The following is a 23,973-nucleotide window of genomic DNA, read 5'->3' on the forward strand; positions in this document are numbered from 1 at the left end:
GGAAATACGGATCAGACACCATGAACGAAGAACACCTGCTGAGAATACAGGCGATTGCTGAAGCGGCCCTGCTGGCTGCGGGCAAACCCTTGTCTCTCGACCAGCTTCGGGACCTGTTCAGTGAAGAGGAACGCCCCGCACGCCAGGTAATGGAACATGTCATGGTACTTCTGGAAGCGGCTTGCGAAGGGCGCGGTTTTGAATTGAAGAGGGTTGCCAGTGGCTACCGTATTCAGGTCCGCGAAGAATTCGCGCCCTGGGTCGGGCGTTTGTTTGAGGAAAAGCCCCAGCGCTATTCCCGGGCGTTGCTTGAAACCCTGGCATTGATCGCCTATCGGCAGCCAATCACCCGGGGTGAAATCGAGGATATTCGGGGTGTTACGGTAAGCAGCAATATCATTCGCACCCTGCTTGAGCGAGAGTGGGTTCGCGTCGTTGGGCATCGGGATGTTCCCGGCCGTCCGGCCATGTATGCAACTACGAAACAGTTTCTGGACTACTTTAACCTCACGGGCCTGGATCAGATGCCGCCCCTGAATGAAGTCCGCGATCTTGAAGAGATCGGCCGGGAAATTGAAAAGAACATGCAGGCGGAGATCGAGTTCGAATCAACGACTGCCGAGAACGACGACGAATCTTCGAGCCAGACACTTCACTGACGCCATTCGGGTGTCAGTCAGATACTAAGGATTGATTTCATGGCGGCAGAACGCCCCAACAAACCAGCCAGACCAGCCAAGGACAACGCGAGCCAGGGTGGTGGGCCAGAGCGTATTCAGAAATTGCTTGCCCGCGCGGGCATCGGTTCGCGCCGGGAAATTGAAGGCTGGATGGAAGCCGGCCGCCTGCTGGTCAACGGGCAACCTGTGGCGCCCGGGCAAAAAGCGACTGTTGAGGATCGCTTCGAACTCGACGGCAAGCGACTGGAAGTGTCCGGTGCGGCGGAAGTGATGCGCCGGGTACTGATCTATAACAAGCCGGAGGGTGAAGTTACCACTCGAAAGGATCCTGAGGGGCGGCCGACGGTGTTTGATCGTTTGCCACGCCTCAAGGAGCACCGGTGGATTTCCATCGGACGGCTGGATATCAATACCACGGGTCTGGTGCTCTTCACCACAGACGGCGAGTTGGCGAATCGCCTGATGCACCCGTCCAACCAGATTGATCGGGAATACGCGGTACGGATCTTCGGGGAAGTGGACGATGCGATGATCGAGCGCCTGCTTCAGGGCGTTCTCCTGGAAGATGGCATGGCCAAGTTCACCGATATCTCTCCGGCCGGCGGTAGCGGTATAAATCGCTGGTTCCACGTGACCTTGCTGGAAGGGCGCAACCGGGAAGTGCGTCGTCTGTGGGAATCCCAGGGTGTTCGTGTCAGTCGGCTGAAGCGCGTGCGCTACGGGCCGATCTTCCTGCCGAGCAGGCTGACCGTAGGAAAATGGGAAGAGCTGGATCAGCGGGCAGTAGACACCCTGAGCCGCACGGTTGGTCTCGAAGCGGTTGAGATTCCGCAGAAAACGCCAAATGAGAAAGCGGCCCACGACCGCCAGAGGCGGAAAAGTCCTGGCCGGTCCGGTAAGAAAACCCCCGGCAACAAATGGGCTGTCAGCGACACCAAACCTGCCAAACCAGCCGGGCGTGCTCCCCGGCCAGAGAGAGCCCGAAGCAAGACCCCCCGGGGCTGATCGTTACGAAATGGTGGCAAACACCCGGGTGCAGTTACGGCCCTGGTGTTTGGCGCGATAGAGTGCCTCGTCCGCCCTTGCCAGCCAGGCCTGGGGCGCCTCCTTGGGCAGGAAGGTGGCAACGCCACAACTCGTTGTGACCTTCAGTTCCTTCTCTCCGCCATCAACCCGGATAGCGGCGATCGCTTCGCGAACGCGCTCTGCTACATCCCTGGCATCCTGCTCCGAGGTATGCGGGAGCAGGATAGCGAACTCCTCGCCGCCAAAGCGGTAGACTGAATCCGAGGTTCGGATCGACTTCTCGATCTCGCACGCGGCCAATTGCAGAAGATGGTCGCCAACCACATGGCCGTGAGTGTCATTCACCGTCTTGAAGTGGTCCAGATCGCAGAGGACGAGCGAGTAGGGCTCGCCATGGCGCTCTGATAACAGGCTGGCACGCTGCAGAGCGTCGTCCAGGGCGCGTTTGTTGGGTATGCCGGTCAGGGAATCTGTCAGAGATGCCTGCTCAATGGCCACGTACTGGCAGGCGTTGCGAATCGGGCAGATCGCCGCACTCAGAACCATTTCGACGCCTTCCAGCTCCTGTTCCGAGAACCTCTGCCGACGTTGCAGTACCAGGGTCCCATAATTGACACCTTCGAGACTCAGCCGGTACTCGCAGCGGTGTGGGCCCCCCATGCCTGTGGCATAGACGAAATCCTGTTTCCCGATCCGGTGCCGGTAGTTGAGCGCACTGAATGGAACAATAGCGACCAGCTCTTCGGCCAGGATCGCCAGCTGCTGTTCCAGCGACAGGGTGGTAGACAGCCGGCGCGTCAGCCTGGTGAGTACATCCGGCGTATTGTTCCAGTCCTGGTGTGCCTGACGCAGCGCGGCCAGTTTCTGGGGCTGGGAAGGAGACTGATGGATCGACGGTATGTTTTTCACTACGGTTCACTCTGTCGCAGAAGTTTACAGTGCTCTGGGTGTGCAAAGCAGAAACCGTGCCCAGTCATTAAAAATGAACAAAAACAGCGAGTAACGAGGCTAAAATCACTTGGTTTCTGATTTTTCGGCTGTCGTTCCTGATTTGCCGTCAAAAAACCGGCAGTGATTTGCCGCGATGTTCCCGGGCTGTGCAAAATGTCAGACAAGGGGTGGGGCTATAGATTCCCTGTGGTAAACTTCTGCGTTTGAAATCGTGCCGTCTTCAGGAATGAGTGACCAACTTTATGAGGTTTCAGGCCCCGGAAAGTCTGTCTGAACAAATTGCCCAGCATCTGGGTCAACGAATCATCACGCGAGATCTCAAGCCCGGCGAACGCATTCAGGAATTGAAGGTGTCGGGAGAACTGAATGTCAGCCGTGGCTCCGTTCGGGAAGCACTGCTCATTCTGGAACGCCGTCATCTGATCGAGATTTTCCCTCGTCGGGGTGCGGTGGTGTCCAGCCTGACGCCAGAAAGCGTCAACAGCCTCTACGACATCTATATCGACCTCCTCTGCATGCTGGGGCGGAAGGTACTTGAGCGCTGGTCCGGCAGGGAGCTTGGCGGTGTCATGGGTCAGGTCCGTGAATTGCAGGCAGTCATTGATGCCCTGAACGCCACCAGTGCCGACGCCGCCGAGCAGGTTATTGATGCGGGTTTCGGGGTTATGCGTTACGCCTACGGCCTGGTTGAGAACCCGTTTCTGGAAGAAACCCTCGAGAATTTTCGGCCGGCCATCAGCCGCACCTATTTCGTGGCGCTGGAACACTTCCGGGAAGAAATCGGTGAAACGGCCACCTTCTTTCGGCAGCTGGCGGATGCCGCCGTCAACGACGACACTGAGCGGCTGCAAGCCGTTATCCAGGCCTTTGGGGAGCACCAGCGGCAGCAGGTGTTGACGATCCTCCGGCAGGAAGCGAGCGCCTGATATGCGGCTGAAGTCCATCAAACTGTCCGGCTTCAAATCGTTCGTAGATCCCACCACGGTTCCGTTCCCCTCCAACATGACGGCCGTGGTCGGCCCCAATGGGTGCGGCAAGTCCAACATCATCGATGCGGTGCGTTGGGTCATGGGGGAGAGCTCCGCCAAGTACCTGCGCGGCGAATCCATGACAGACGTTATCTTCAACGGTTCCAGCGCAAGAAAGCCTGTGGGACAGGCCTCCATCGAACTGGTGTTTGATAACAGCGATGGGTCCGCGCCCGGTGAATTCGTGAAATTCAACGAAATCTCCGTTCGCCGCCGCGTTTCCCGGGAAGGGCAGTCCGAGTATTTCCTTAATGGCTCCAAGTGCCGGCGTCGCGACATTACTGACCTGTTCCTCGGCACCGGTCTCGGCCCGCGGAGCTATGCCATCATCGAACAGGGCATGATTTCCCGGCTGATTGAGGCCAAACCGGAAGAGCTTCGGATCTATATTGAAGAGGCGGCCGGCATTTCAAAATACAAGGAGCGGCGCCGGGAAACGGAGAACCGTATCCGCCGGACCCAGGAAAACCTGGAGCGTCTGACCGATTTGAGAGAAGAGCTGGGCCGCCAACTGCAACACCTGGAGCGTCAGGCAGCCGCAGCCGAGAAGTACAAGGCCTACAAGCAGGAAGAGCGCCAGAAAAAAGCCGAACTGACGGTGCTTCGCTGGCAATCCCTCGACAATGACTTGCAAGCCTGGCGAGGCAAGATCCGGGATACCGAGCTCGAGCTTGAGAAATACCTCACCGAGCGGGTCAGCCTGGAGACCTCCCTGGAATCCCTGCGCGACAATCACCAGGAACGGACCGAGCATTTCAACCGGGCACAGGCACGCTATTACGAAGCCGGGGCCGATATCGCCCGTATTGAGCAGAGCCTCGAACACCAGCGTGAACGGAGCCGGCAAATGGCGGCTGAGCTGGACCAGGCCATGGCGAACCAGAGAGAACTGGCCCGCGAGCTGGAGCAGGATGAGGACAAGCTTGCGGGAATCCAGGAAGAACTCGACATGATGGAGCCGGAGCAGGAAGCGCTGGCAGTTCGCTCCGAGGAATCTGGTGAGAAGTTGCAGCAGGCCGAAGACGCCATGAGCGACTGGCAGCACCAGTGGGAAGACTTCAGTGCCCGTTCGTCGGACGCGCGGCGCCAGGCAGAGCTGGCCCAGTCCAGAATCCGCTCGCTTGAGGATGCCATTGAGCAACTGCTGGCCCGCCAACGCAAGCTTCAGGACGAACAGGAGTTGCTGGAAGGTCAGATGGACCGCGCCGAGCTCGAAGACCTGCTGGAACAGCAGGAAACCCTGGAGCTGAAGCGCGAAGAGGCGGCCGAACGGATTGCATCCGTTCAGGACGAGCTCTACGAAGCCCGGCAGCAACAGCGTGATGCCGAGCAGGCGCTCTCTGAAGAACGCCAACGGGTGCAGAGCCTTCGTGCGTCCCTGGAGTCCCAGCAATCCCTTCTGGATGAGCAGATGGGGGCCGGGGATGATGTTCTGCAGTCCTGGCTGTCACAGAACGCTCTCAGCGATATGCCCCGGGTGGCCAGTCAGCTTCAGATTACCGATGGCTGGGAGTTTGCTGTCGAACAGGTTATCGGGCGGTTTACCCAGGGTCTCTGCCTTCCCGATATTGATCAGCTCTCGTCCGCCATGAAAGAAGCGCCAAAGGGGTTGGCGCTGGTGGAGGCAGAAGCCACAGACGGCAGTGAGCGTTCCGGGTTGGCGGCCAAGGTTTCCGGAGTGCCGGGAATTGCCTCGTTGCTTCGCGGCATCGATACCGTCGAAACCGTCTCTGACGCCATGGGTATGCGATCGGGGCTTCGGGACGGTCAAAGCCTGATGACACCCCAGGGCGTCTGGATATCCCGGGAGTGGGTCCTGATGCCGGACTCTGATGCCGGCCAGGTCGGTGTGATTGAGCGGCAGAAGAAGGTGACGGAACTGACCGCGCAGCTGGCCGAGGCGGAGGAGGCGCTGGAGGCGGCTACCGAACGGCTGGAAGAGCTTCAGGAGCGGGCAGAGCGTTCGGAAGCAGCCCGGGATGAGGCGCAGACCCGTCTGAGCGAGGCAGATCGTGAACTGAGCACCCTGGCGTCCAGGGTCAGCGGCCTGCGAGCACGTGCCGAGCAGATTGATGCCCGTCTGCAGCGAATCCGGGACGATATCCAGGACGTGTCCGAAAACCTCGAGGGCCAGAAAGAGAGTCTTCAGGATGCCCGGGAAGACTGGCAACTGGCGCTGGCTTCCACCGAAGACAGCGATGAAGAGAAAGAGCGGTTGCTGGAGCAGCGCGATACCTTGCGCGAAAGCCTGGACCGGCTTCGCCAGGAGGCCCGGCACGACCGTGACCACGCGCATCAGCTGCAGCTCCAGCTGCAGACCCTACACAGTCAACGGGACGGCCTCAGGCAGACGATTGATCGGATGCAGTTGCAGAAGGAGCGTATCGACGAGCGCCTGGAGATTCTGAGGGAGTCCCGGGAAAGCGCCGAAGAGCCCATCGAAGACCTGCAGATGCAGCTCGAAGGGCTGCTGGATCGGCGATTGGCGGAAGAGGAAAAGCTGGGCGCTGCTCGCGACGCGCTGGAAGAGATTGATCGGGAAGTGCGGGAAAAGGAACAGGGCAGAAGCGGAACCGATCATCGCATTCAGGAAGTCCGGTCCCGACTCGAAAAACTGAAAATGGAGTCCCAGGCCCTGGAAATCCGTTCCGGGAATCATGTCGATCAGCTCAAGGAGCTGGACGTAAAACTTCAGGATATCCTCGCCCAGTTGCCCGAGGGTGCGAATGAAAAAGACTGGGCAGACGAACTGGAGCGAATTGGCAACCGAATTCAGCGCCTGGGCGCGATTAACCTGGCGGCCATTGAGGAATATCAGGTTCAGAGTGAGCGCAAGACCTACCTGGATTCCCAGCATGAAGACCTGATGGAAGCCCTGGAAACACTGGACAACGCCATACGGAAAATAGACCGGGAAACCCGGCAGCGTTTCAAGGAAACCTTTGACCAGGTGAACGGTGGTCTGCAGGCTCTGTTTCCCAAAGTGTTCGGAGGCGGTAACGCCTACCTGGAGCTTACCGGTGAGGATCTTCTGGAAACCGGCGTTGCGATCATGGCGCGGCCGCCGGGCAAGAAGAACAGCACCATTCACCTGCTGTCGGGCGGCGAAAAGGCCCTCACGGCGATCGCACTGGTGTTTTCGATTTTCCAGCTCAACCCGGCACCCTTCTGTATGCTGGACGAGGTGGATGCGCCGCTGGATGATGCCAACGTGGGCCGCTATGCCAACATGGTCAAGGAGATGTCCAAGCAGGTTCAGTTCATCTACATTACCCACAACAAGATTGCCATGGAGATGGCGGATCAGTTGATGGGCGTAACCATGCATGAACCGGGGTGTTCGCGCCTGGTGTCGGTCGATGTAGACGAGGCAGCGGCTCTCGCAGAGGCTTGAGGCTGTTCAGAATTCAGGCGACCATGACAATAACGCCATCTGGCCCGGGTGTGCGTTGTATTCATTACGGGCTTTTCTTAGAGTAGCAACGTTACGGGATCTGCAAACAGGACAGCAGCACTATGTCACTTAGGGAATGGTTAATTGCCATCGGTACCCTGGTTATTATCGGCATTGTCATTGATGGCGTGCGCCGCATGCGGCGTGCCCGGAAGGAATCCATGGCAATCTCATCGGGCATGGGCGCCGATGAGCTCGAGGATTCACCACTCGATGACGAATACAACCCGGAGTTGCCCAACGGCGGCGCACGAACCATCTCCCGCGACACACTTGAAGAGCGTGGGTATGTAAAGCGTGAAAAGCCCAGCCGATTTGGTTCTCCGAAACCCAAACCGACCCGCCCGGTAACCGCTGCTGCCAAGGAAGAACATCGGGAGTCGCCAGAACCGGATCTGCATCCTGGGCCGGACAGCGAACCGGCTGCCGAGTATCACGATGAACCGGTTGAGTCGGATCCCGATTTCGGGTTGTCCAGTCATGAGCCCGAAGAAACCGAGCTCGAATCAGGTTGGGGGGCCATCGAAGATGAAGTGGAAGCAGTCCCGCCTACGGTAACAACCGAAGTAGAGGAAGATACGGCACGGCGTGAACCTTCCCGAGCGGTCAGTGGTCAGCCGCTGGCAGGTGCGAATCGCCCTGAGGCCCGGGAAGTGATTGTGATCAATGTCCTGGCCAAGAGCGGTGAAGACTTCAAGGGGGTGGCCCTGAAGAAGTTGTTCGAAGCCTGTGGTCTGGAGCATGGTGATATGGACATTTATCACCGGCACGAGGAGTCCGATACCACCAGCCCGGTCCAGTTCAGTGTTGCCAATGCCGTGGAACCCGGCACGTTCAAGCCGGGCGATATGCCGACCCTGGCCACGCCCGGTATCAGTTTCTTCATGAGTATGCCCGGGCCCACCAATGCGCTGCAGGCGTTTGACTTCATGCTTGAGACAGCCCAGGCCGTGGTTCGTAACCTTGGCGGCGAGCTTAAGGATGAGCGCCGGAGCGTGATGACCCCTCAAACAATCGAGCACTGCCGTCAGAGGATTCGGGAGTTCGAGCGCAAGCAACGTTCCCAGCGAGTCTGAAACCAGGCGGTAAAAGAAGGCCAGATGCCCGGTTTGTTCCGGGCATTTTTTTGAGAGACGAGAGTGCCAGTCCATGAGCAAAGCCACGCCCGACATCATTCAGCGTGTTGAAGAACTCCGTTCGGCGATTGATGACCATAACTACCGCTATTACGTGCTGGATGACCCGCGTGTTCCAGATGCGGAATACGACCGGCTGTTCCGGGAATTGCAGGGCCTGGAAACCGATTATCCAGAGTTGGCTTCGGACACGTCGCCCACGCGGCGGGTTGGCAGCGCCGCGGAAACCAGCTTTGAGGAGGTAGTGCACAGGCTGCCCATGCTGTCGCTGGACAATGCGTTCAGCGAGGACGAACTTCGTGACTTTGACCGGCGGGTAAAAGACCGGCTCGGTATCACTGAGGACGTGGAGTATGTCTGTGAACCGAAGCTGGACGGGCTGGCGGTGAGCCTGCACTACGAGAATGGCGCCCTGACGACCGCCGCCACCCGGGGGGATGGCTATTCCGGGGAGGACATAACCGCCAATATCCGAACCATTCCCTCGGTGCCGCTGAAGCTCCGTGGCGACGACGTGCCCGATCTGGTGGAGGTCCGCGGCGAAGTCTACATGCCGAAGGACGGTTTCGAGCAGCTTAATCGCCGCCTGGCGGAGCGTGGCGAGAAGACCTTCGTTAATCCCCGTAATGCGGCGGCCGGCAGCCTCCGGCAGAAAAAATCGACAGTAACCGCCAGACGCCCTCTCGAAATGTGCGCCTACAGCGTTGCGGTAACCGACGAAAGCCTCTTGCCGGATACCCAGTGGGAGGGGCTCAAGAGAGTCCAGAGCTGGGGTTTCCGTATTAATCCCGAGATGCGCAAGGCCAAGGGCGCGGAGGAATGCCTCGAAGCCTACAGCGAGCTGATGGACAAACGGGACGGACTCCCCTACGAAATCGACGGTATCGTCTTCAAGGTGAACCGGCTTGACCAGCAAAAGGCCCTGGGTTTTGTATCCCGGGCCCCTCGTTGGGCGATTGCCCAGAAGTTTCCGGCTCAGGAGGAACTCACGGTTATCGAGGACGTGGAATTCCAGGTCGGTCGTACTGGCGCGGTTACCCCGGTTGCGAGGTTAAAACCCGTGTTCGTGGGCGGTGTAACGGTGAGCAACGCCACCCTCCATAACATGGACGAAATTCGCCGACTGGATGTTCATATCGGCGATACCGTGTTCATTCGCCGCGCCGGAGATGTGATTCCGCAGGTAGTCAAAGTGGTGGCCGAAAAACGCCCCTCAGGCGCCCGGGAAGTAGAATTGCCCCGACAGTGCCCGGTGTGCGACTCGGATGTTATCCAGATCGAAGGTGAAGCCGTTGCCCGCTGCTCTGGGGGCCTGTTCTGCCCCGCGCAGCGAAAGGAAGCCATTCGCCACTATGCCTCCCGCAAAGCCCTCGATATTGAGGGCCTTGGAGACAAGTGGATAGATATCATGGTGGATCAGGGCATGGTGGAAACCGTTGCCGATCTGTATCGCCTGACCACCGACGACCTGGTGAAACTTGAGCGAATGGGAGAAAAGTCGGCGGCCAATCTGGTGGCTGCCATTGATCGGGCCAGAAACCCCGTGCTCTGGCGGTTCCTTTATGCCCTTGGCATCCGGGAGGTGGGGGAGGCCACCGCTAAAGCCCTGGCGGGCCACTTCGGAACTCTGGAGGCCATTGCTGCAGCGGATGAAGAGAGCCTTCAAACGGTTCCGGATGTCGGGCCGATCGTTGCGGGTCATATCTGTAGCTTTTTCGAGCAGACCCACAATCGCGAAACCCTGGATGCCCTGCGTGAAGCCGGTGTGAGGTGGCAGGAAGAGGAAGTCCGGGAGGGAGAGAAGCCTCTGAAAGGCCAGACCTGGGTGCTGACCGGTACGCTTTCCGGAATGACACGGGACGAAGCCAAAGAGAAGCTGGAATCCCTTGGAGCCAAGGTGGCCGGAAGCGTTTCTAAAAAGACGGCCTGCGTGGTGGCTGGCGAGGCCGCCGGTTCCAAACTGGCCAAGGCTGAACAGTTAGAGGTACCTGTTCTTGATGAAGCCGGGCTGGTGGCGTTGCTGGAAGAGCACGGCCAGGGCGCGGGCTAACCGAATCTGAGAACTCGCGCAGATCCCCTGCGTATCAAATTGGCTACCATGGCGTTGTTCTGTAACGGTGTGTAAACCGCCCGGTGTTCATGTTCCATCCGGGCGGTCGCTGCCATAACAACAACGATAGAAACGGATTTTTTCATGGGCGCCGATTTTCACTCCCGCATTCATCCTGTTCGCCAACTTGCCGTTCTGGCCCTGCTTTCACTGGGGCTTGCTGCGTGCAAGACGGAAAAGTATCCCGACCAGCCCACAATCCTTGGCGTACCCCCAGTGTTCGCCTATCTCGGTGTTGAATACTCCTACAACTTCGGGGCCTACGGTGGCGAAGATATCCTTGATTATTCCCTGACCAATGCGCCGTCCTGGCTGGCGCTCGAGGACACCAGTAACAAGGCTCGCCAGGGCATCATTATGCGCGGTGTCCCCGGTCTCACCGGCGGTAGTCGAGGAGAGGCGGACCTGGGCAAGACCGAAGGCATCAATCTGGTAACAACCGACGGCCGCATGGCCGGCGCCCAGCCGTTCGATATTGACGTGAAATACAATGTAATGTCTCTGGATGCAGAGCCGTTTACGGAAGGTGAAAGCCCGGAAATCCCTGCCAGTAACCGCGAACAATGCACCTTGCCCGATCTTGAAACCGAGGGTGAGCACAGCGTTACCATTAATCTCTACAACGATGACGGCTCCGTATCCGGTACCAGGGAGCTGACACTTCCGACGCGCCGCGTCTTCGTCAAGGTTACCCTGGATCAACCGTCGGTAACCCAGGTAGCGGTAGCTTTTGAGCTTTTGTCTGACTATGACGCATCCAGTTGCGACGTCGGATTCTCGCCTCCACACCAGAACTGCGATCACAGTGCCTCCAATGCGGGAGATGCGATCCTCGGCACGGACATTGTCGGGTTGGGCAGCAACAGTTCATTGCCTCGCGATGAGACGGGGGAAAGCGAGCTGGGCTATATCGACTATGAGCTTGACGAACAGGGCTTCTATACGCGCGGCGTGATCACACTTGAGCCGGGTATTACCGAGTGTTATCTGCCATTGGAGGTGGTCGAGGACAGCTTTGCCGAGCCCGTCGAGTCCCTTCGCCTGGCACTGACAGAAGTACGATCCGGTCTGGCCGGTCTTGGCAGCGGTAACGGTGGTGTCGTTACCAATTTGTCCATTCAGGACAACGAGCCGGTTCTGTCGCTGGAAACTGTAAACGGTGGCGGCAGGGATACGCTGAACGTAGGTGCTGTGCGCGAATACGTCGCGAGACTCTCTGGAGACAGAGACCGGGATATTTTTGCGAAGCTGAGCCACACCGAAGACTCCACCGCACGTCTCGAATCCGAGTTCGTTATCGAGCGACTTGAAGACGGAAACTGGGTTGAGAATGACGAACTGATTTTTCCAGAAGGGACCGATGAAGTGCCTTTCCGGATTCGGGTACCGGAGGCCGGCTATGCGAACCCGGCCTTCAGCGACCGGTTTATCCTGCTGGGCCTCAACGAGAACTTCCAGGCCGGTCGAGAGGATTATGCCCGGGCGGAGGCTGAAAACCTGATCCGGATCAGCCTCAACGAGCTGACGTCTCCGCTTGCTCTGAACCCTGGCGACGGCTTTGTGGCCACAGACATCTCGATGGGCCATGACGGCAGGCTGTTCGTTGCCGGCTACGACACCCAGGATAACGACAGGGTGCTGGTGCGGATTTTTGACCAACGAGGCACTCAGTTGCAGCAGGTTGACATATCCTCTGCGAGCGACAGCCTGAGCGCTCCGGATCCGGTCATAAACGTGGTGCAACGGAAGGTGACCGAGGGTGGGACGAAGGTAGACCGGTTCGAATTTGTCGTGGCCTACAGCACCGATCAGTCTGTGGCGGGAACGTCCGGTCTGGGCGGCCTGGATTCAGTGACATCGCTTTACTGGTTTGATTCCGCCACCAACGGTGGCGAATACGTTCCCACCTGGACCATCCGGACCGGAACGGATGCTGATGATCAGGTTCGCTGGGCCGGAATCAACCGTGACACCGGCTATGTCATTCTGGCCGGGGAAACGGAAGGTGTGTTTGATCAGCAGCAGGGATCGGGCGGCAGGGACAGCTTCCTGCAGCGAATTGATACTGAACTGGACGGCAACACGCAGCAGCCTGCGGTTGCCTGGACCCGCCAGGCCGGCTCAGCAGCCGATGACCGTGTTGCCGGCGGCAGCACAGAATCAGTGAACCCCGGGTTGTTTGGTTCGGCCGCGGGATCTGTGGAAGGCGCTTCAGTCATCGGCGGCATTGATGCCTTCTTCTTTAACGCCTCCAGTGCCACCAGCGAACTTGATGTCAAACAGGTTGGCACCACTGGCGATGAACCGGTTTCCAACGGGCTGTATACCGGTAGCACGCTCTGGCTGATTGGTGCCAGTGATGGATCCTATTCTGTGCTGGAGCAGGACGAGGAAGACCCCGTTCTGGAGAGGGAGGCGCTTTCCAGTGCTGCCGGGTTCCTGCTGGGATATTCAGCCGCCGGGAATGTCAGTCGGGCCTTCACCCTGAATGACGAAGACGATCAGTCCAGCGAGGCATTTCTTGGGTTGGCTGATTTCGATGGCGACATGGTTGTGGCGGGTACCACGAACGGCGACTTCGCCAGCGGCGGTGTGGTGTCCGGAATGGAGCAGGGCATCGCTGCCCGGGTATCGCTGGTTACAGAACCGGAGACGGAAGAGGAAGAGTCGGAATTCAGAAACAACTGGCGATACCAGCTTGCGGCCGATGACTCTGCCATAGTGGATCTCGAAAACTACCGCGATGACGAAATACCTGCATTAACCCGAGTCGGCAACAACTGGTATGTGCTTCTCTTCAGTCCAGAGGGAGAGCTGTTGACGCCTCTGAATTAGATGACGTTGGAACTACACCGTTCCCTGATGGCGGCCGGCGCTGGCGTAAAGTCGCAGGTAGTCCGTGCTGGTAACAATTCCGGAGGCGGCGCCTTTGGCATCTACCACCAGGGCTGCGTTGAGCTGGTGGGCCAGCATGAGCCTGGCGAGCTGGTGGGCATCGGTCTCGGGTGAGGCTGTCAGGAACGCGGGCAACTCGATGTGAACCAGGCTCTGGCTCATGGCATCGGCTTCGTTCTCGTGAAGCCAGCCCAGGAGCCAACGCAGGTCGACAAGGCCGGCAACGTTGTTATCCGCCATGATCACAAGGTGATGCACCTGGTGCTCGTCCATGACGGTTAAAGCCTCAGAAATCGTTGCAGACGCCGGAACGGAATACAGGGTTTGAGACGAGATGCTGGATACCGGCAGATAAGGGCGGTCTTCCCGACGCTCGCCAGCGGCCGCCGCGCCGTATTCCTCAAGTGCTTTGTAGCGACCGGCATTGGCGGCCTGCTGGAACTCGGCGTCCGTTGCCTCACTTCGGCCAGGATTGATGCTCTGGGTTTCTGCCAGCTCTGTAACATCACCCACGGGCCTTGCCCGGAATGTTTCCGGTAGCCTGGTTCCGATCGGGCGGCCGGGCTCGCTGACATAAATGGACATGGGTTCTCTCCGTGACTATGCCACTATTTCAGTGGTTATCGGCAGTCTGACCGGAAACTTCAGCTGGAGTTTATTACGAAACCACCACATTCGTCTGATAGAGGCGTCGCGTTTCAAGGCGTTTGGCCAGGTTCGCGGGAAGGCAGGGAGGTTGTCCGGTAAGCAAGTCACCTAGATATTCGGCCAGGAGCGGTGCGTAGGTTAGTCCTTTGCTGCCTAGGCCAGTAAGCAGGTAAAGGCTATCGAGATCGCCGCTCTCGCCGTCGAAAACGGGTCCGGCCACCGGCTGGTAGTCATGGGTGGTGCATCGGAAGGCAACCCGGCCACTGAGTTCCTCCCCGCGAAGCGCATCGCTTTCATCGGAAAACACCGCAGGCAGCATCGAGCCGAGTTCGTCGATGTTCTCGTTATGACTTTCCACGGTGGGCAAAGGGTTGTTATCACGTAGATCGAAGGTTGCGCCGGTTACGGCAAACTCGCCCAGTGCAGGGTTGAGGTACCGGTTCCCACAGATAACGGCCGTTGGGCCTCTGAGAGCTGTCGCTGGCAGGTGGCTAACCTGGCCACGAATGGCTTTCAGCCGGAAACGACCCTTTGTCGGGATAAGCTCCGGGCTGAGATGGCCCGAGCAGATGACCACCCGGTCAGCGGTGATCGATCTGTTGTTTTCTGTCGAAATGCTCCATGTTCCGGCCAAAGGCCGAAGATTGTTGACCTCGCTATGGAACAGTGTGGATATCAGCGGGTGGTTCGCCAGTTCCTTGCAAAGGTGTGCGGGTTCGAGCCAGCCACTGCCGGGGAACCAGAGCCCGCCGGATTCCGTGGGCACGCCTGTCAGGGCGCTGGCCTGTTCCCGGCTCACCGGGTAAAAGATACTCCCGGGGTAGTCGTTCCTTTGGAGAAACCTCCGCTGCCGGTCCGCTTCCTGGGAGTTGTGGGCCAGCTGTAGCAGGCCGGTCGGATGCCAGTGCTGGTCGCGCCAGTTGTGGTAGAAACGCTGCGCGAACGTGAGGGCTGTGAGCGCCAGCTCGGTCTGGTCGTTGAACTCTACGCCCAGCTTCACATACAGGGCGCCCTGGGCGTTGCCGGAGGCCGCTGCACCCGGGCCATGGGCGTCGATCAGTGTTACCGGGTAGCCCCGGTCTGCCAGGTTTCTTGCCAGTGCGCAGCCGGCAACGCCTGCGCCGATGATTGCGATCGATTCCTTTTGTTCCGTGGGAGCCGTTTTGATGGGTGCCGGGTTCTCCTCGACAAGAATGCCTTTCAGCATATCCCGTTTGCGACCGTATCCGGCGGTTTTTTCCATCCGGAATCCGGCTTCCATCAAGGTCCGACGAATCCGGCCAACGGAGGTAAAGGTCGCCAGAGTTGTGCCCGGCTTGCTGTGTGCACGGATCTTGTTGATGATGTTTTCCAACCACATATCCGGGTTGCGGGACGGGGCGAACCCGTCCAGAAACCAGGCGTCGGCCTGAAAATCCAGGGATTTCCAGGCGTCGGTAATGTCGCCGAAAAACAGCGTCAGTCGAACCTGCCCCCCGCCCAGGACCAGCCTGTGTACCCCGCGCACCAGGGGTGGGTAATGCAGAAGCAGTTCGTTGGCCAGCGCCGCCAGTTCGGGCCACTGTGCCAGGGCCCGGGCCAGGTCCTCGTGGGTGAGGGGGAAACGTTCAACGGAAACGAAGTGCAGCGTCGCCGCATGGGCCGGAGCGTGTCGCTGCCAGGCTTGCCACGCAGCGAGAAAGTTCAGGCCCGTTCCAAAGCCGTTTTCGGCAATAACGAAATTGCCGCCCTCGGGAATCTGTGCGAAACGTTCGGGCAACTGGTTGTGTTGCAGGAAAACGTAGCGTGTTTCCTCGAGACCATTGTCACGGCTGAAATAGACATCGCCGAACCGGATGGACTCCGGGACGCCGTCGTGCCAAGCCAGTTCAGCGGGCTCTATTCCGGGCGGCAGGGGAGCACGGTCCACGGTGTCAGCCTTTGGGGTCGACCACGGTGACGGTTTCGATGATCACAGGTTCAACCGGCACATCGGCCATCCCCTGTTTCCGGGTGGTCTGTTTGCGGGCAATGGCATCGACAACGCCCATGCCCTCGGTCACCTTGCCAAAAACCGCATAACCCGGGCCGCGAACTCCGGCGTTCAGGAACCCGTTGTCGGAAAGGTTGATAAAGAACTGGGACGTGGCGGAATCAGGCGCACTGGTGCGAGCCATCGCAATGGTTCCACGAAGGTTCGGCAGTGTCTCTTTCGCTTCATTGCGGATAGGGGCCCGAGTGGACTTGCGGGAGAGATCCCGGGTGAAACCGCCGCCCTGGATCATGAACCCGGGTATAACCCGATGGAAGATGGTGCCGTCGAAAAAACCGTCTTCGGCGTACTGCAGGAAATTGTCGACCGTTTCGGGCGCAACATCCGGGCGAAGCTGAAGCTCGATAGCGCCTTCACTGGTCACCATGCGGACCTTTGGAAGTGGATCACTGGCCGGCTGCTCATTGGTTTGCGCCTGCACCGCGGCAGTCGGCATGAGCAGGGCGAATGCCATAAGCAATACGGGAGTCACAGTTTTCAGGGGTTTTACCATGTTTGTCATTTGCAGCCGTTCTCCGTGTTATTAGCAGGTGTGTTTCCTGCGACAATTCGGCGAATTCTGTTATCAGGTGCCAGATCTTACCAGATGGTGATGGTAAAACGGGCACTGCATCCACGCACATCGTTGTGTGATCGGCTAACCTTCCCGATATCGGAAGTCATGGATCACACTGGCCGGGCCGGGTTGTACGGTTTTCACTGTTTAAAAGGAGACACTGGGTGAGAATCCGTCAGGGATTTGAAGAGAAATCACGCCTCGGGCGATTGCTTATCAATCGTGGGTATCTGTCTGAGGGGCAGGTTAACGAAGGCCTCAGGCTTCAGCGCGAATCGGGACAGCGCCTGGGTGAGGTATTTATCCAGGCGGGCTGGATCAGCGAGAAGGAGCTGCACCGTGTCCTCAAGCACCAGTCCCGCTATCGCAACGCTGCCGCCCTGGTAACAGCGGTCACGCTGCCATTCCAGCCCCTGGTAACCTTTGCGGCCAGCAATTCGGCCGAGGCGTCACAGGCAATACTGGAAGCCGGCGAACTTTATGACAGAGGCAATCTTGCCCCCATGAGCGAAGCCGAGCTGGCGGCGATTTCCGGTCAGGGCGATCCGACCTTGCTGCAGCGCATTGGTATTGTCAGCAAGATGGCGGAGAACCCCGCAGGAAATGGGGAGCAGGGCTCCGAGGCATCCGCAGATGTTATAGAAGGTCTCAAGCTTTCCGCCAATATCTTCGTGCCGGTTCTGAACTTCCTGGATTCAGATCTCAGCATTTCCGGTGTGCATTATCGTGAAGGGGAGCCACGTTATCGGGTAAGAGAAGATGGCGCCCTGATGCTGGCGTTCCCTGAGCGCATCGAGGAAATTCGGATGGACAATATACGGGTTACGGGAGGCCAGGGAGCTTCAATGGGCAACGTGAGCATTCACGACATCCGGTTTCATCCCGACTCCCAGATGACCATCTACACCCGATGAAGTGGAAAGCATGGCTCGGCAGAGCCATGCGTCCGGGCTCAGGCGCTGGCGAGCACCGTGCTGCTTGATACCGTGGTCTGCTGACCCTGTGCACCGTACAGCTTTTGCTGGCCGGTGGCGCCGCGGAAAATATCTGTGAGCCTCGACAAACGCTTTTGCAAGTGGCTGATTACGCGACCGTTGGTCTGGTTCAGCGTCTGACAGGTTCGCAGCTTCTGGTCCGCTTCCTGCCAGAGTTCGAAGAGATCCGAGAATCCGGCGCTGCGAATAAAGCGGGAAGGCTCGCCACTTTCGGGGCGATATCCCATTTGTACGAGCGTTCGGATTTTCTGTTTGGCGCGTTCGCGGACTGCACCGAGGAGATCGTTCTTCTCTCTGGTCAGGGCGTCCAGCTGGCGGAGGTCGGAATTCGCAAGGCAGGTCTTTTCCTTGCCGAGAACGTCAGCCAGTGTTTCAAGCTGGCTGATATCCTGGGAAAGAAGGGTCTTCAAATCATCAATTGCGGCCATGGTCTACTCACCCGAAAATGCTTTCATCCATCTCAAGCATTTTCTGGGCCAGCTTCTCGGCGTCAATCTTGTACGTGCCATTTTCAAGGGCGGAACGGATCTGCTCGATGCGGTCGTCATCCATTTCCGGATAATCGCCCAGCTTTTGTTCGAGCTGCTTCAGGTTCTTGGCCTGATTGCTCAGGCTGACGTTCTCACCACGGGCCCCCTGGGCCTGTGTCTTCGCCTGTTCGTTGGATGCCGGCTGGGTATTCTGTGCGCCGGAGCTTTTGTCGGCCGTGGTTCTCTGGGTGTTGACCTGGCCGGGGCCAATTCCATTTAAGTCAACTGACATATCTGTACCTGCTTGCCTGTCGCGCCACGAATGCGGCGCTTACTCGAGTTTATGTCTTCTTAACGGCGGCGCCGCGAAAACCTTTAGTACTTTTAGCACTTTTTTTCATCTGCGTTTACGACCGGTTTTGCGGCATTCACTTGCCGCTCCGGCAAGCCTCTGCCGCACGCGGCTCACATCGGAATTTCCACGTGGCCCGGCGCGACAACGCTGGCTCTTATCGTGCGCGATGAGCGCAGGTTCTCAACCAGAACCTGTTCGCCAACGCTGGCGCTTGCCAGGGCTTTGCCCCGGGAACGTACTGAAAATCCACCGGTTTTGGCGGTGATGATAACATGATCGCCCCGTTCGACCGCATTCGGGGCCGAAAGCATGTCTGGTGTAACGAGCGAGCCGGCATTCACTGCGCGCCGCACTTCCATGCCAATTGCCTGCTTCGAGTCCGTAATCACGCCACGTCTGGATGAATTGATTTCAACAGACTGTTTCGCAAGCAGCCCTTCGGTTATTCGCTCTCCACGTGTGAGTGGCCTCGCTGCCACCAGGGCTGGCCCATGGATAGAGACTGAAGCGGTGACAAACATTCGCCATGGACGGGTTCCTTCGCAGGCTACCTGCAACGACGGGCTGGTGCTTTTCCATGGATCCCCGCTGAACTCTACACTCAAAGGCTTTTCGCACTCGGCGAGAGCGAGGCGGCTGTCGATGGAACCGGGTTCGAAGGAAACGGTGTAGCCATGCTCGGCCTGTTCAGACGCAAAGCTGTCCAGAAACGCCAGGGTCGCTTTCTGAATCTGTTCGGCCGTCGTTCCAGCAAGGAGCGGCGTGCTCAGGCCAGACATTAGCAGTAGTAGGGCGAAATTCGTGATGCGCATACGTATCAGTTTGTCCTATGCTGTCAACAACAGGGCAGAAAAGCCCGAATCAGGCTAAGGATTCGGTAAAAGTGGCCGTTAAATGGGCTGACCCACCCCTGATATGACGGGTTTCCGTCGATCAGGCTATTATTCAGTGAACAGCAAGATATATGCCGTTGTAATTCCGGCAAGCCAGGAGAATCGAAATGGCAGGGGTTTTGGACAGTGTCAACCAGCGCACTCAGATGGTCGGAAAGAACCGCCTCGAGCTGCTTCTATTCCGTCTCAGGGGGCGTCAGATCTACGGGATCAACGTGTTCAAGGTGAAAGAGGTTCTGCAGTGTCCGAAGCTGTTCTCCCTGCCCAACAGCCGCCCGGTCGTTCGAGGCGTAGCCCATAGCCGGGGCGAGACTATCCCCATTATCGATCTGAGCATGGCAATCGGTCTGCCCGGTATCCCGCAAGAAGAGCTCTCCACCAGTTTCGTCATCATCACTGAATACAATCGCAAAACGCAGGGTTTCCTGGTGAGCGGTGTCGAGCGAATCATGAACATGAACTGGGAAGAAATCCTGCCGCCACCCAAAGGTGCCGGCAGGGATGTCTATCTAACCGCTGTCACGAAAATAGATGATAAGCTTATTGAAATCATTGATGTGGAGAAGATTCTTTCAGAAGTTTCTCCGCTTGCGGAGGACGTGACCGAAGCCGTCCTGAGTAAGAGCGCGGAGCGCGTGCCCGGACATCTACCCGTGTTGGTGGTGGATGATTCGTCCGTGGCCCGGCGCCAGATACAGCGGTGTCTCACCGCAATCGGCATGGAAGTGGTGCTGAAAAATGACGGCAAGCAAGCATTCGAATATCTGAAAGAAATAACGGCGGACGGTTCGCGGGCCAAAGATCACTTCTCATTGATCATCTCCGATGTCGAGATGCCGGAAATGGATGGCTATACCCTGGTTACCAAGGTGAAAAGTGACCCGGCCCTGGCAGATATGTTTGTTATGCTCCACACCTCACTCAGCGGTGTGTTCAACCAGGCCATGGTGAAAAAGGTCGGGGCCGACGACTTTATGGCAAAGTTCAGTCCGGACGAACTGGCAGAGCGGGTGATGGAAATCATCGACCAGGGTTGATGGAGCCGCTCAAAGATTCACTCAGAACAGAGACCCAATGAAAGCGGAAATAACGCCACAGGAATATGAAGCCTTCAAATCGTTCCTGCAGGATGCCTGTGGGATTTTACTGGGCGAGAACAAACAGTACCTGGTAAAAAGCAGGTTGCGCAGGATTCTCGAAGAGAACAGCCTGAGCACCCTGGGTGAACTCCTTGAGCGCCTCAAGCGTCCCGGCCGGGGCGGCCTAAAGGAAGTGGTCATCGATGCGATGACAACCAATGAGACGCTGTGGTTCCGTGACAATCATCCTTTCCGGATACTTCAGGAAAAGCTGCTTCCTGAATTCGCTGAACGCAGTTCGGGCCAGCCTCTTCGGATCTGGTCGGCGGCCTGTTCAACCGGCCAGGAACCATACTCCATCGCCATGATCGTGGAGGAGTTCCGGCGGGCAAGGCCCGGCAAGCTTCGCGATGTGAAAATTACTGCCACTGATATCTCCAAAAGCGTTCTCGAAGTCGCCCGCAAGGGCGAGTACGAGATGATTGCCATTGGCCGGGGCCTTTCACCGGAGCGACAAAAGCAGTTTTTTACCCCGTCCCTCAATGGTGGCTGGCAGATCAAGCCGCAGATCAAGAGCATGGTGGAGTTCAAGGAATTGAACTTGCTGGAGCGTTACATGCTCGGTAAGTTTGATATCGTGATGTGCCGGAATGTTCTGATCTATTTCTCTGCGGATCTGAAAAAGGACATTCTTACCCGCATGCACGCCACCCTGAATCCGGGCGGCTATCTGGTTCTGGGTGCCTCCGAGTCGTTGAACGGTTTGCCCCATCTCTACGAGATGGTGCAGTGCCATCCCGGAATCATCTACAGGAAAAAGTAGTCCATGCCCCTCAATGTCTGGGTCCTGGTTGCCGCCCAGGCGCTGGCCATGTGCACAGCGCCCTTCATCGTTTTTATCGGCAGCATCCAGGGCCGAATGCTCGCTCCGGCCCCTGAATACGCAACGCTTCCGGTGGGTCTGGTGGTGGTTGGCACCGTGCTCGCCATCAAACCGGCCACCTGGTTGATGGAGCGCATCGGGCGCAAGCGTGTGATGCTGCTTGGCGCGATCATGGGTATCGTGGCGGGGCTGATGGGGGCGGCGGCGTCCTGGACCGGTCTGTTTTCTTTGTTGTGTCTGGCGGCTGTCGTAGGTGGTACCGGCCTTGCTGTCGTTCACCAATACCGGTTTGCAGCCATGGAGTCCGTGGCACCGGGGATGGCTGGCTCTGCCGCCGCTCGTGTGCTCCTGGGAGGCCTGGTGGCGGCCTGGCTAGGGCCGGAAGTGGCCGCCCTGGGTAGCGGCGCCGCGGAGCAGTATCCGTTTCTGATCAGCTGGGTTGCGCTGGCGGTGGTGCAGGGCGCGGCGCTGTTGATCCTTGGCGCCGGCTATCGGGCGGGCGCGGAACGGGTACAGGAATCACGGCCAGGGGGTGGACGCCCGCTGCGGGAAATTCTGTCGAATTCACTGGTCTGGGCCGCCATTAGTGCTGCTGCCATTGGCTATGCGGTCATGAGTTTCATTATGACGGCAACGCCATTGAGCATGACCGAGATGGCGGGGCATGACCTGGACGATGCCAAGCGCGTCATCCAGCTCCACATCATGGCCATGTACCTGCCGTCGCTGATCAGCGGCTGGCTGACCCGCGTTATTGGCATACCGCTGATGATGGCTGCGGGATTGCTGGCGTATCTGGGTTGCATTGCTCTGGCCGCCAGTGGCGTGAGTTTTCACCATTACCTTTCCGCCCTGTTGTTGCTCGGTATCGGTTGGAATTTCCTGTTTGTTGGCGGTACAACGCTTTTGCCCCGAGGTTACCGGGATGCAGAACGCTTCCGTGTCCAGGGCCTGAACGACATCATGGTCTTTGGTTCCCAGGCTACCGCCGCGCTGTCTGCAGGTGCCATTCTGAGCTGGCTCGGCTGGGGCGGCCTGGTCATGGTTGCAGTGCCCTTCCTGATACTTCACGGGTTGTTGATGACGTTGTGGCTGTTGCGGGACCGAGCGCCCGAGCCCGCCGTTAACGGGAGAGACTAATGCTTATAGATTTCGAGGGTATGGATCCGAAAGATGCCTACCACATCCTTACCCAGACAGTGATTCCGAGGCCAGTTGCCTGGGTGCTGAGTGAAAATCCGGATGGCGACTACAATCTGGCGCCGTTCTCGTTCTTTACGCCGATCACCAGCAATCCCCCGTTGCTGATGATTTCCGTTGGTAAAAAACCGGCGGAGGGCGTTTCGAAAGACACCCGGGTAAACATTGAAGCGAGAAAGAATTTTGTCATTCACATCGCCCACCGGGATCTCGCCGCGGCGGTCACAGAATCCTCGCGAACCTTGCCCCATGGCGAATCCGAACTGAAAAATCTTGATCTGGAGCTGTTGGATTTTGAAGGCTCGAGCCTGCCTCGGCTCAAGGACTGCCACGTGGCTTTTGCCTGCGAGCTCTACGACATCAAGGAAATCGGTGCCGGGCCCCAGTCACTGGTATTCGGAAAAGTCACCCGGGTATGGGTATCTGATGATGCAGCTCGTTACGATGACAAGAATCGCCTGACCTTCAATGGCGCTGCGATTGATCCGATCGGCCGTCTCGGGGGAAGCGAATACGTCACCTTCGGTGAAATCCTCAAAATTCCGCGGCCATCCTGAATCGGGGGCAGGGCAAAGGAATGGAACAGCTTAACCTCCGCCATCTCTACTATTTCTGGGTGATCAGCCGGGAAGGTTCGATCGCCCGAGCCAGTGAAGTCCTGGAACTGGCGCCGCAGACCCTCAGTGGCCAGCTTGCCACGTTTGAAGCCTCAGTGGGTGGGCGCCTGTTCTCCCGGGAAAGGCGCAAGCTGATCCTCACAGACTACGGCCGGCTGATCCTCGGCTACGCCGACGACATATTCGCCCTCACCGGTGAGCTTGCCGAAACCCTGCGGCTTGATCCTTCCGAGCGCCCGCTGACCCTGCGAGCCGGCGTCTCCGCGTCGATTCACAAGCTGATTGCCTACTACCTGCTGCAGCCGGCGATGGCGGGCGAGCGGTCCATCCAGCTTGAATGCCAAACCGGGCGCACCGAAGATCTTGTGCTTAGCCTGAAACGCAAGGAGCTGGATCTGGTTCTGACCGACCGGGTGCCACGGTTGCAGGAGGACGGCAATCTCACGGTACACCCTCTGGCGGGATCCAGCATGAGCCTGTTCGCCGCACCAGAGTTGGCAAGAAAGCTCAAAAAGGGGTTTCCCGAATCCCTGAATGGTCAACCGTTGCTGGCCAACGCCACGGATGCACCCTATTTCGAGCGACTGATGAACTGGTTTTCCCTGAACGGGGTTCGCATGAAACTTGTCGCCCGGGTAGATGACAGCGCCCTGATCAAGGTATTTGGCAGCCAGGGCTATGGCGTGTTCGCTGCTCCAACCTCAATCCGCGAGGAGGTCTGCCGCCAGTATGAGGTAGAGCAGATTGCCTCAATTGAAGACGTCATGGATGAATTGTTCGCCATCACTCGTGGCCGAAAAACCGCCCATGAGGGCGTCCGTGCCATTGTCGATGCCCACACGGGTGATAGTGACGCCTGATTGCATCGAAAATAACGATCTTAAAAGCTCACAAAAGCTTATTTTATCGAACTCTGTTCCTGTCCATTATGGAGTTGTGAAAGGCAGCAAACCAAAGAGGAGCAG

General features: G+C 58.2%; 20 protein-coding genes. 13 read left to right on the forward strand and 7 right to left on the reverse strand.

The features are described 5' to 3' along the window. The first annotated feature begins 20 nt into the window (after positions 1-20). Both scpB and rluB read left to right on the forward strand, forming a co-directional pair. Positions 21-659, forward strand: a complete 639-nt coding sequence (scpB, locus tag ACGK9W_RS05185) for an SMC-Scp complex subunit ScpB (protein WP_286804031.1) — start codon at positions 21-23, stop codon at positions 657-659. A 39-nt stretch (positions 660-698) separates the two neighbouring features. After that, entirely contained in the window at positions 699-1,685 is a 987-nt protein-coding gene (gene rluB, locus ACGK9W_RS05190; protein ID WP_288367413.1) for a 23S rRNA pseudouridine(2605) synthase RluB, read from the forward strand. Positions 1,686-1,688: 3 nt separating this feature from the next. Here rluB and ACGK9W_RS05195 read toward each other — a convergent pair whose 3' ends face one another. Further along, the gene (locus tag ACGK9W_RS05195; protein ID WP_405419381.1) at positions 1,689-2,615 is read right to left on the reverse strand and encodes a GGDEF domain-containing protein; all 927 of its coding nucleotides are present in this window, start codon (positions 2,613-2,615) and stop codon (positions 1,689-1,691) included. A gap of 284 nt (positions 2,616-2,899) precedes the next feature. Here ACGK9W_RS05195 and ACGK9W_RS05200 point away from each other — a divergent pair, with 284 nt between their 5' ends. The 5 genes from ACGK9W_RS05200 to ACGK9W_RS05220 all read left to right on the forward strand — a co-directional run bounded on the left by ACGK9W_RS05200 (position 2,900) and on the right by ACGK9W_RS05220 (position 13,220). Beyond that, positions 2,900-3,583 (forward strand): GntR family transcriptional regulator, encoded by a 684-nt coding sequence (locus ACGK9W_RS05200; RefSeq protein ID WP_008174408.1) that lies wholly within the window; start codon positions 2,900-2,902, stop codon positions 3,581-3,583. 1 nt (position 3,584) lies between these two features. Beyond that, positions 3,585-7,079 (forward strand): chromosome segregation protein SMC, encoded by a 3,495-nt coding sequence (gene smc / locus ACGK9W_RS05205; protein WP_405419386.1) that lies wholly within the window; start codon positions 3,585-3,587, stop codon positions 7,077-7,079. A 122-nt stretch (positions 7,080-7,201) separates the two neighbouring features. Beyond that, on the forward strand, positions 7,202-8,215 hold the full coding sequence (zipA, locus tag ACGK9W_RS05210; RefSeq protein WP_104271056.1) for a cell division protein ZipA: 1,014 nt from the start codon (positions 7,202-7,204) through the stop codon (positions 8,213-8,215). Between the two features lie 73 nt (positions 8,216-8,288). After that, entirely contained in the window at positions 8,289-10,325 is a 2,037-nt protein-coding gene (gene ligA, locus ACGK9W_RS05215) for an NAD-dependent DNA ligase LigA (protein ID WP_405419389.1), read from the forward strand. 144 nt (positions 10,326-10,469) lie between these two features. Then, entirely contained in the window at positions 10,470-13,220 is a 2,751-nt protein-coding gene (locus tag ACGK9W_RS05220) for a hypothetical protein (RefSeq protein ID WP_405419392.1), read from the forward strand. Positions 13,221-13,232: 12 nt separating this feature from the next. Here ACGK9W_RS05220 and ACGK9W_RS05225 read toward each other — a convergent pair whose 3' ends face one another. From ACGK9W_RS05225 to ACGK9W_RS05235, 3 genes are all read right to left on the reverse strand, one after another. Further along, positions 13,233-13,865, reverse strand: a complete 633-nt coding sequence (locus ACGK9W_RS05225) for a CBS domain-containing protein (RefSeq protein WP_405419395.1) — start codon at positions 13,863-13,865, stop codon at positions 13,233-13,235. Positions 13,866-13,938: 73 nt separating this feature from the next. After that, on the reverse strand, positions 13,939-15,837 hold the full coding sequence (mnmC, locus tag ACGK9W_RS05230) for a bifunctional tRNA (5-methylaminomethyl-2-thiouridine)(34)-methyltransferase MnmD/FAD-dependent 5-carboxymethylaminomethyl-2-thiouridine(34) oxidoreductase MnmC (RefSeq protein WP_405419398.1): 1,899 nt from the start codon (positions 15,835-15,837) through the stop codon (positions 13,939-13,941). A gap of 4 nt (positions 15,838-15,841) precedes the next feature. After that, on the reverse strand, positions 15,842-16,453 hold the full coding sequence (locus ACGK9W_RS05235; protein ID WP_405420970.1) for a peptidylprolyl isomerase: 612 nt from the start codon (positions 16,451-16,453) through the stop codon (positions 15,842-15,844). A 227-nt stretch (positions 16,454-16,680) separates the two neighbouring features. Here ACGK9W_RS05235 and ACGK9W_RS05240 point away from each other — a divergent pair, with 227 nt between their 5' ends. Beyond that, a complete protein-coding gene (locus ACGK9W_RS05240) occupies positions 16,681-17,430 on the forward strand; it encodes a hypothetical protein (protein WP_053115040.1) in 750 nt (249 codons plus the stop codon). Between the two features lie 38 nt (positions 17,431-17,468). Here ACGK9W_RS05240 and ACGK9W_RS05245 read toward each other — a convergent pair whose 3' ends face one another. From ACGK9W_RS05245 to flgA, 3 genes are all read right to left on the reverse strand, one after another. Next, positions 17,469-17,939 carry a flagella synthesis protein FlgN gene (locus ACGK9W_RS05245; RefSeq protein WP_008174427.1) on the reverse strand — a complete coding sequence of 157 codons (471 nt, stop codon included), beginning with the start codon at positions 17,937-17,939 and terminating at the stop codon, positions 17,469-17,471. A 7-nt stretch (positions 17,940-17,946) separates the two neighbouring features. Beyond that, the gene (gene flgM / locus ACGK9W_RS05250) at positions 17,947-18,273 is read right to left on the reverse strand and encodes a flagellar biosynthesis anti-sigma factor FlgM (protein WP_008174429.1); all 327 of its coding nucleotides are present in this window, start codon (positions 18,271-18,273) and stop codon (positions 17,947-17,949) included. 173 nt (positions 18,274-18,446) lie between these two features. Further along, positions 18,447-19,148, reverse strand: coding sequence for a flagellar basal body P-ring formation chaperone FlgA (flgA, locus tag ACGK9W_RS05255; RefSeq protein ID WP_008174432.1), 702 nt, complete (start codon positions 19,146-19,148; stop codon positions 18,447-18,449). 188 nt (positions 19,149-19,336) lie between these two features. Between flgA and ACGK9W_RS05260 the strand changes: the two genes are divergently transcribed. Genes ACGK9W_RS05260 through ACGK9W_RS05280 form a run of 5 tightly spaced genes read left to right on the forward strand, consistent with a single transcriptional unit; the run spans position 19,337 to position 23,868 of the window. After that, the gene (locus tag ACGK9W_RS05260; RefSeq protein ID WP_405419402.1) at positions 19,337-20,266 is read left to right on the forward strand and encodes a chemotaxis protein CheV; all 930 of its coding nucleotides are present in this window, start codon (positions 19,337-19,339) and stop codon (positions 20,264-20,266) included. A 37-nt stretch (positions 20,267-20,303) separates the two neighbouring features. Next, a complete protein-coding gene (locus ACGK9W_RS05265; RefSeq protein WP_405419405.1) occupies positions 20,304-21,131 on the forward strand; it encodes a protein-glutamate O-methyltransferase CheR in 828 nt (275 codons plus the stop codon). 3 nt (positions 21,132-21,134) lie between these two features. Further along, positions 21,135-22,331, forward strand: coding sequence for an MFS transporter (locus ACGK9W_RS05270; RefSeq protein WP_405419408.1), 1,197 nt, complete (start codon positions 21,135-21,137; stop codon positions 22,329-22,331). Continuing rightward, positions 22,331-22,948, forward strand: a complete 618-nt coding sequence (locus tag ACGK9W_RS05275) for a flavin reductase family protein (RefSeq protein WP_405419411.1) — start codon at positions 22,331-22,333, stop codon at positions 22,946-22,948. The genes ACGK9W_RS05270 and ACGK9W_RS05275 overlap by 1 nt, the downstream gene beginning before the upstream one ends. 20 nt (positions 22,949-22,968) lie before the next feature. Further along, entirely contained in the window at positions 22,969-23,868 is a 900-nt protein-coding gene (locus ACGK9W_RS05280; protein ID WP_405419413.1) for a LysR family transcriptional regulator, read from the forward strand. Positions 23,869-23,973 lie beyond the last annotated feature (105 nt).

The sequence above is a fragment of the Marinobacter flavimaris genome, assembly GCF_045057155.1.
Classification (GTDB): Bacteria; Pseudomonadota; Gammaproteobacteria; order Pseudomonadales; family Oleiphilaceae; genus Marinobacter; species Marinobacter manganoxydans.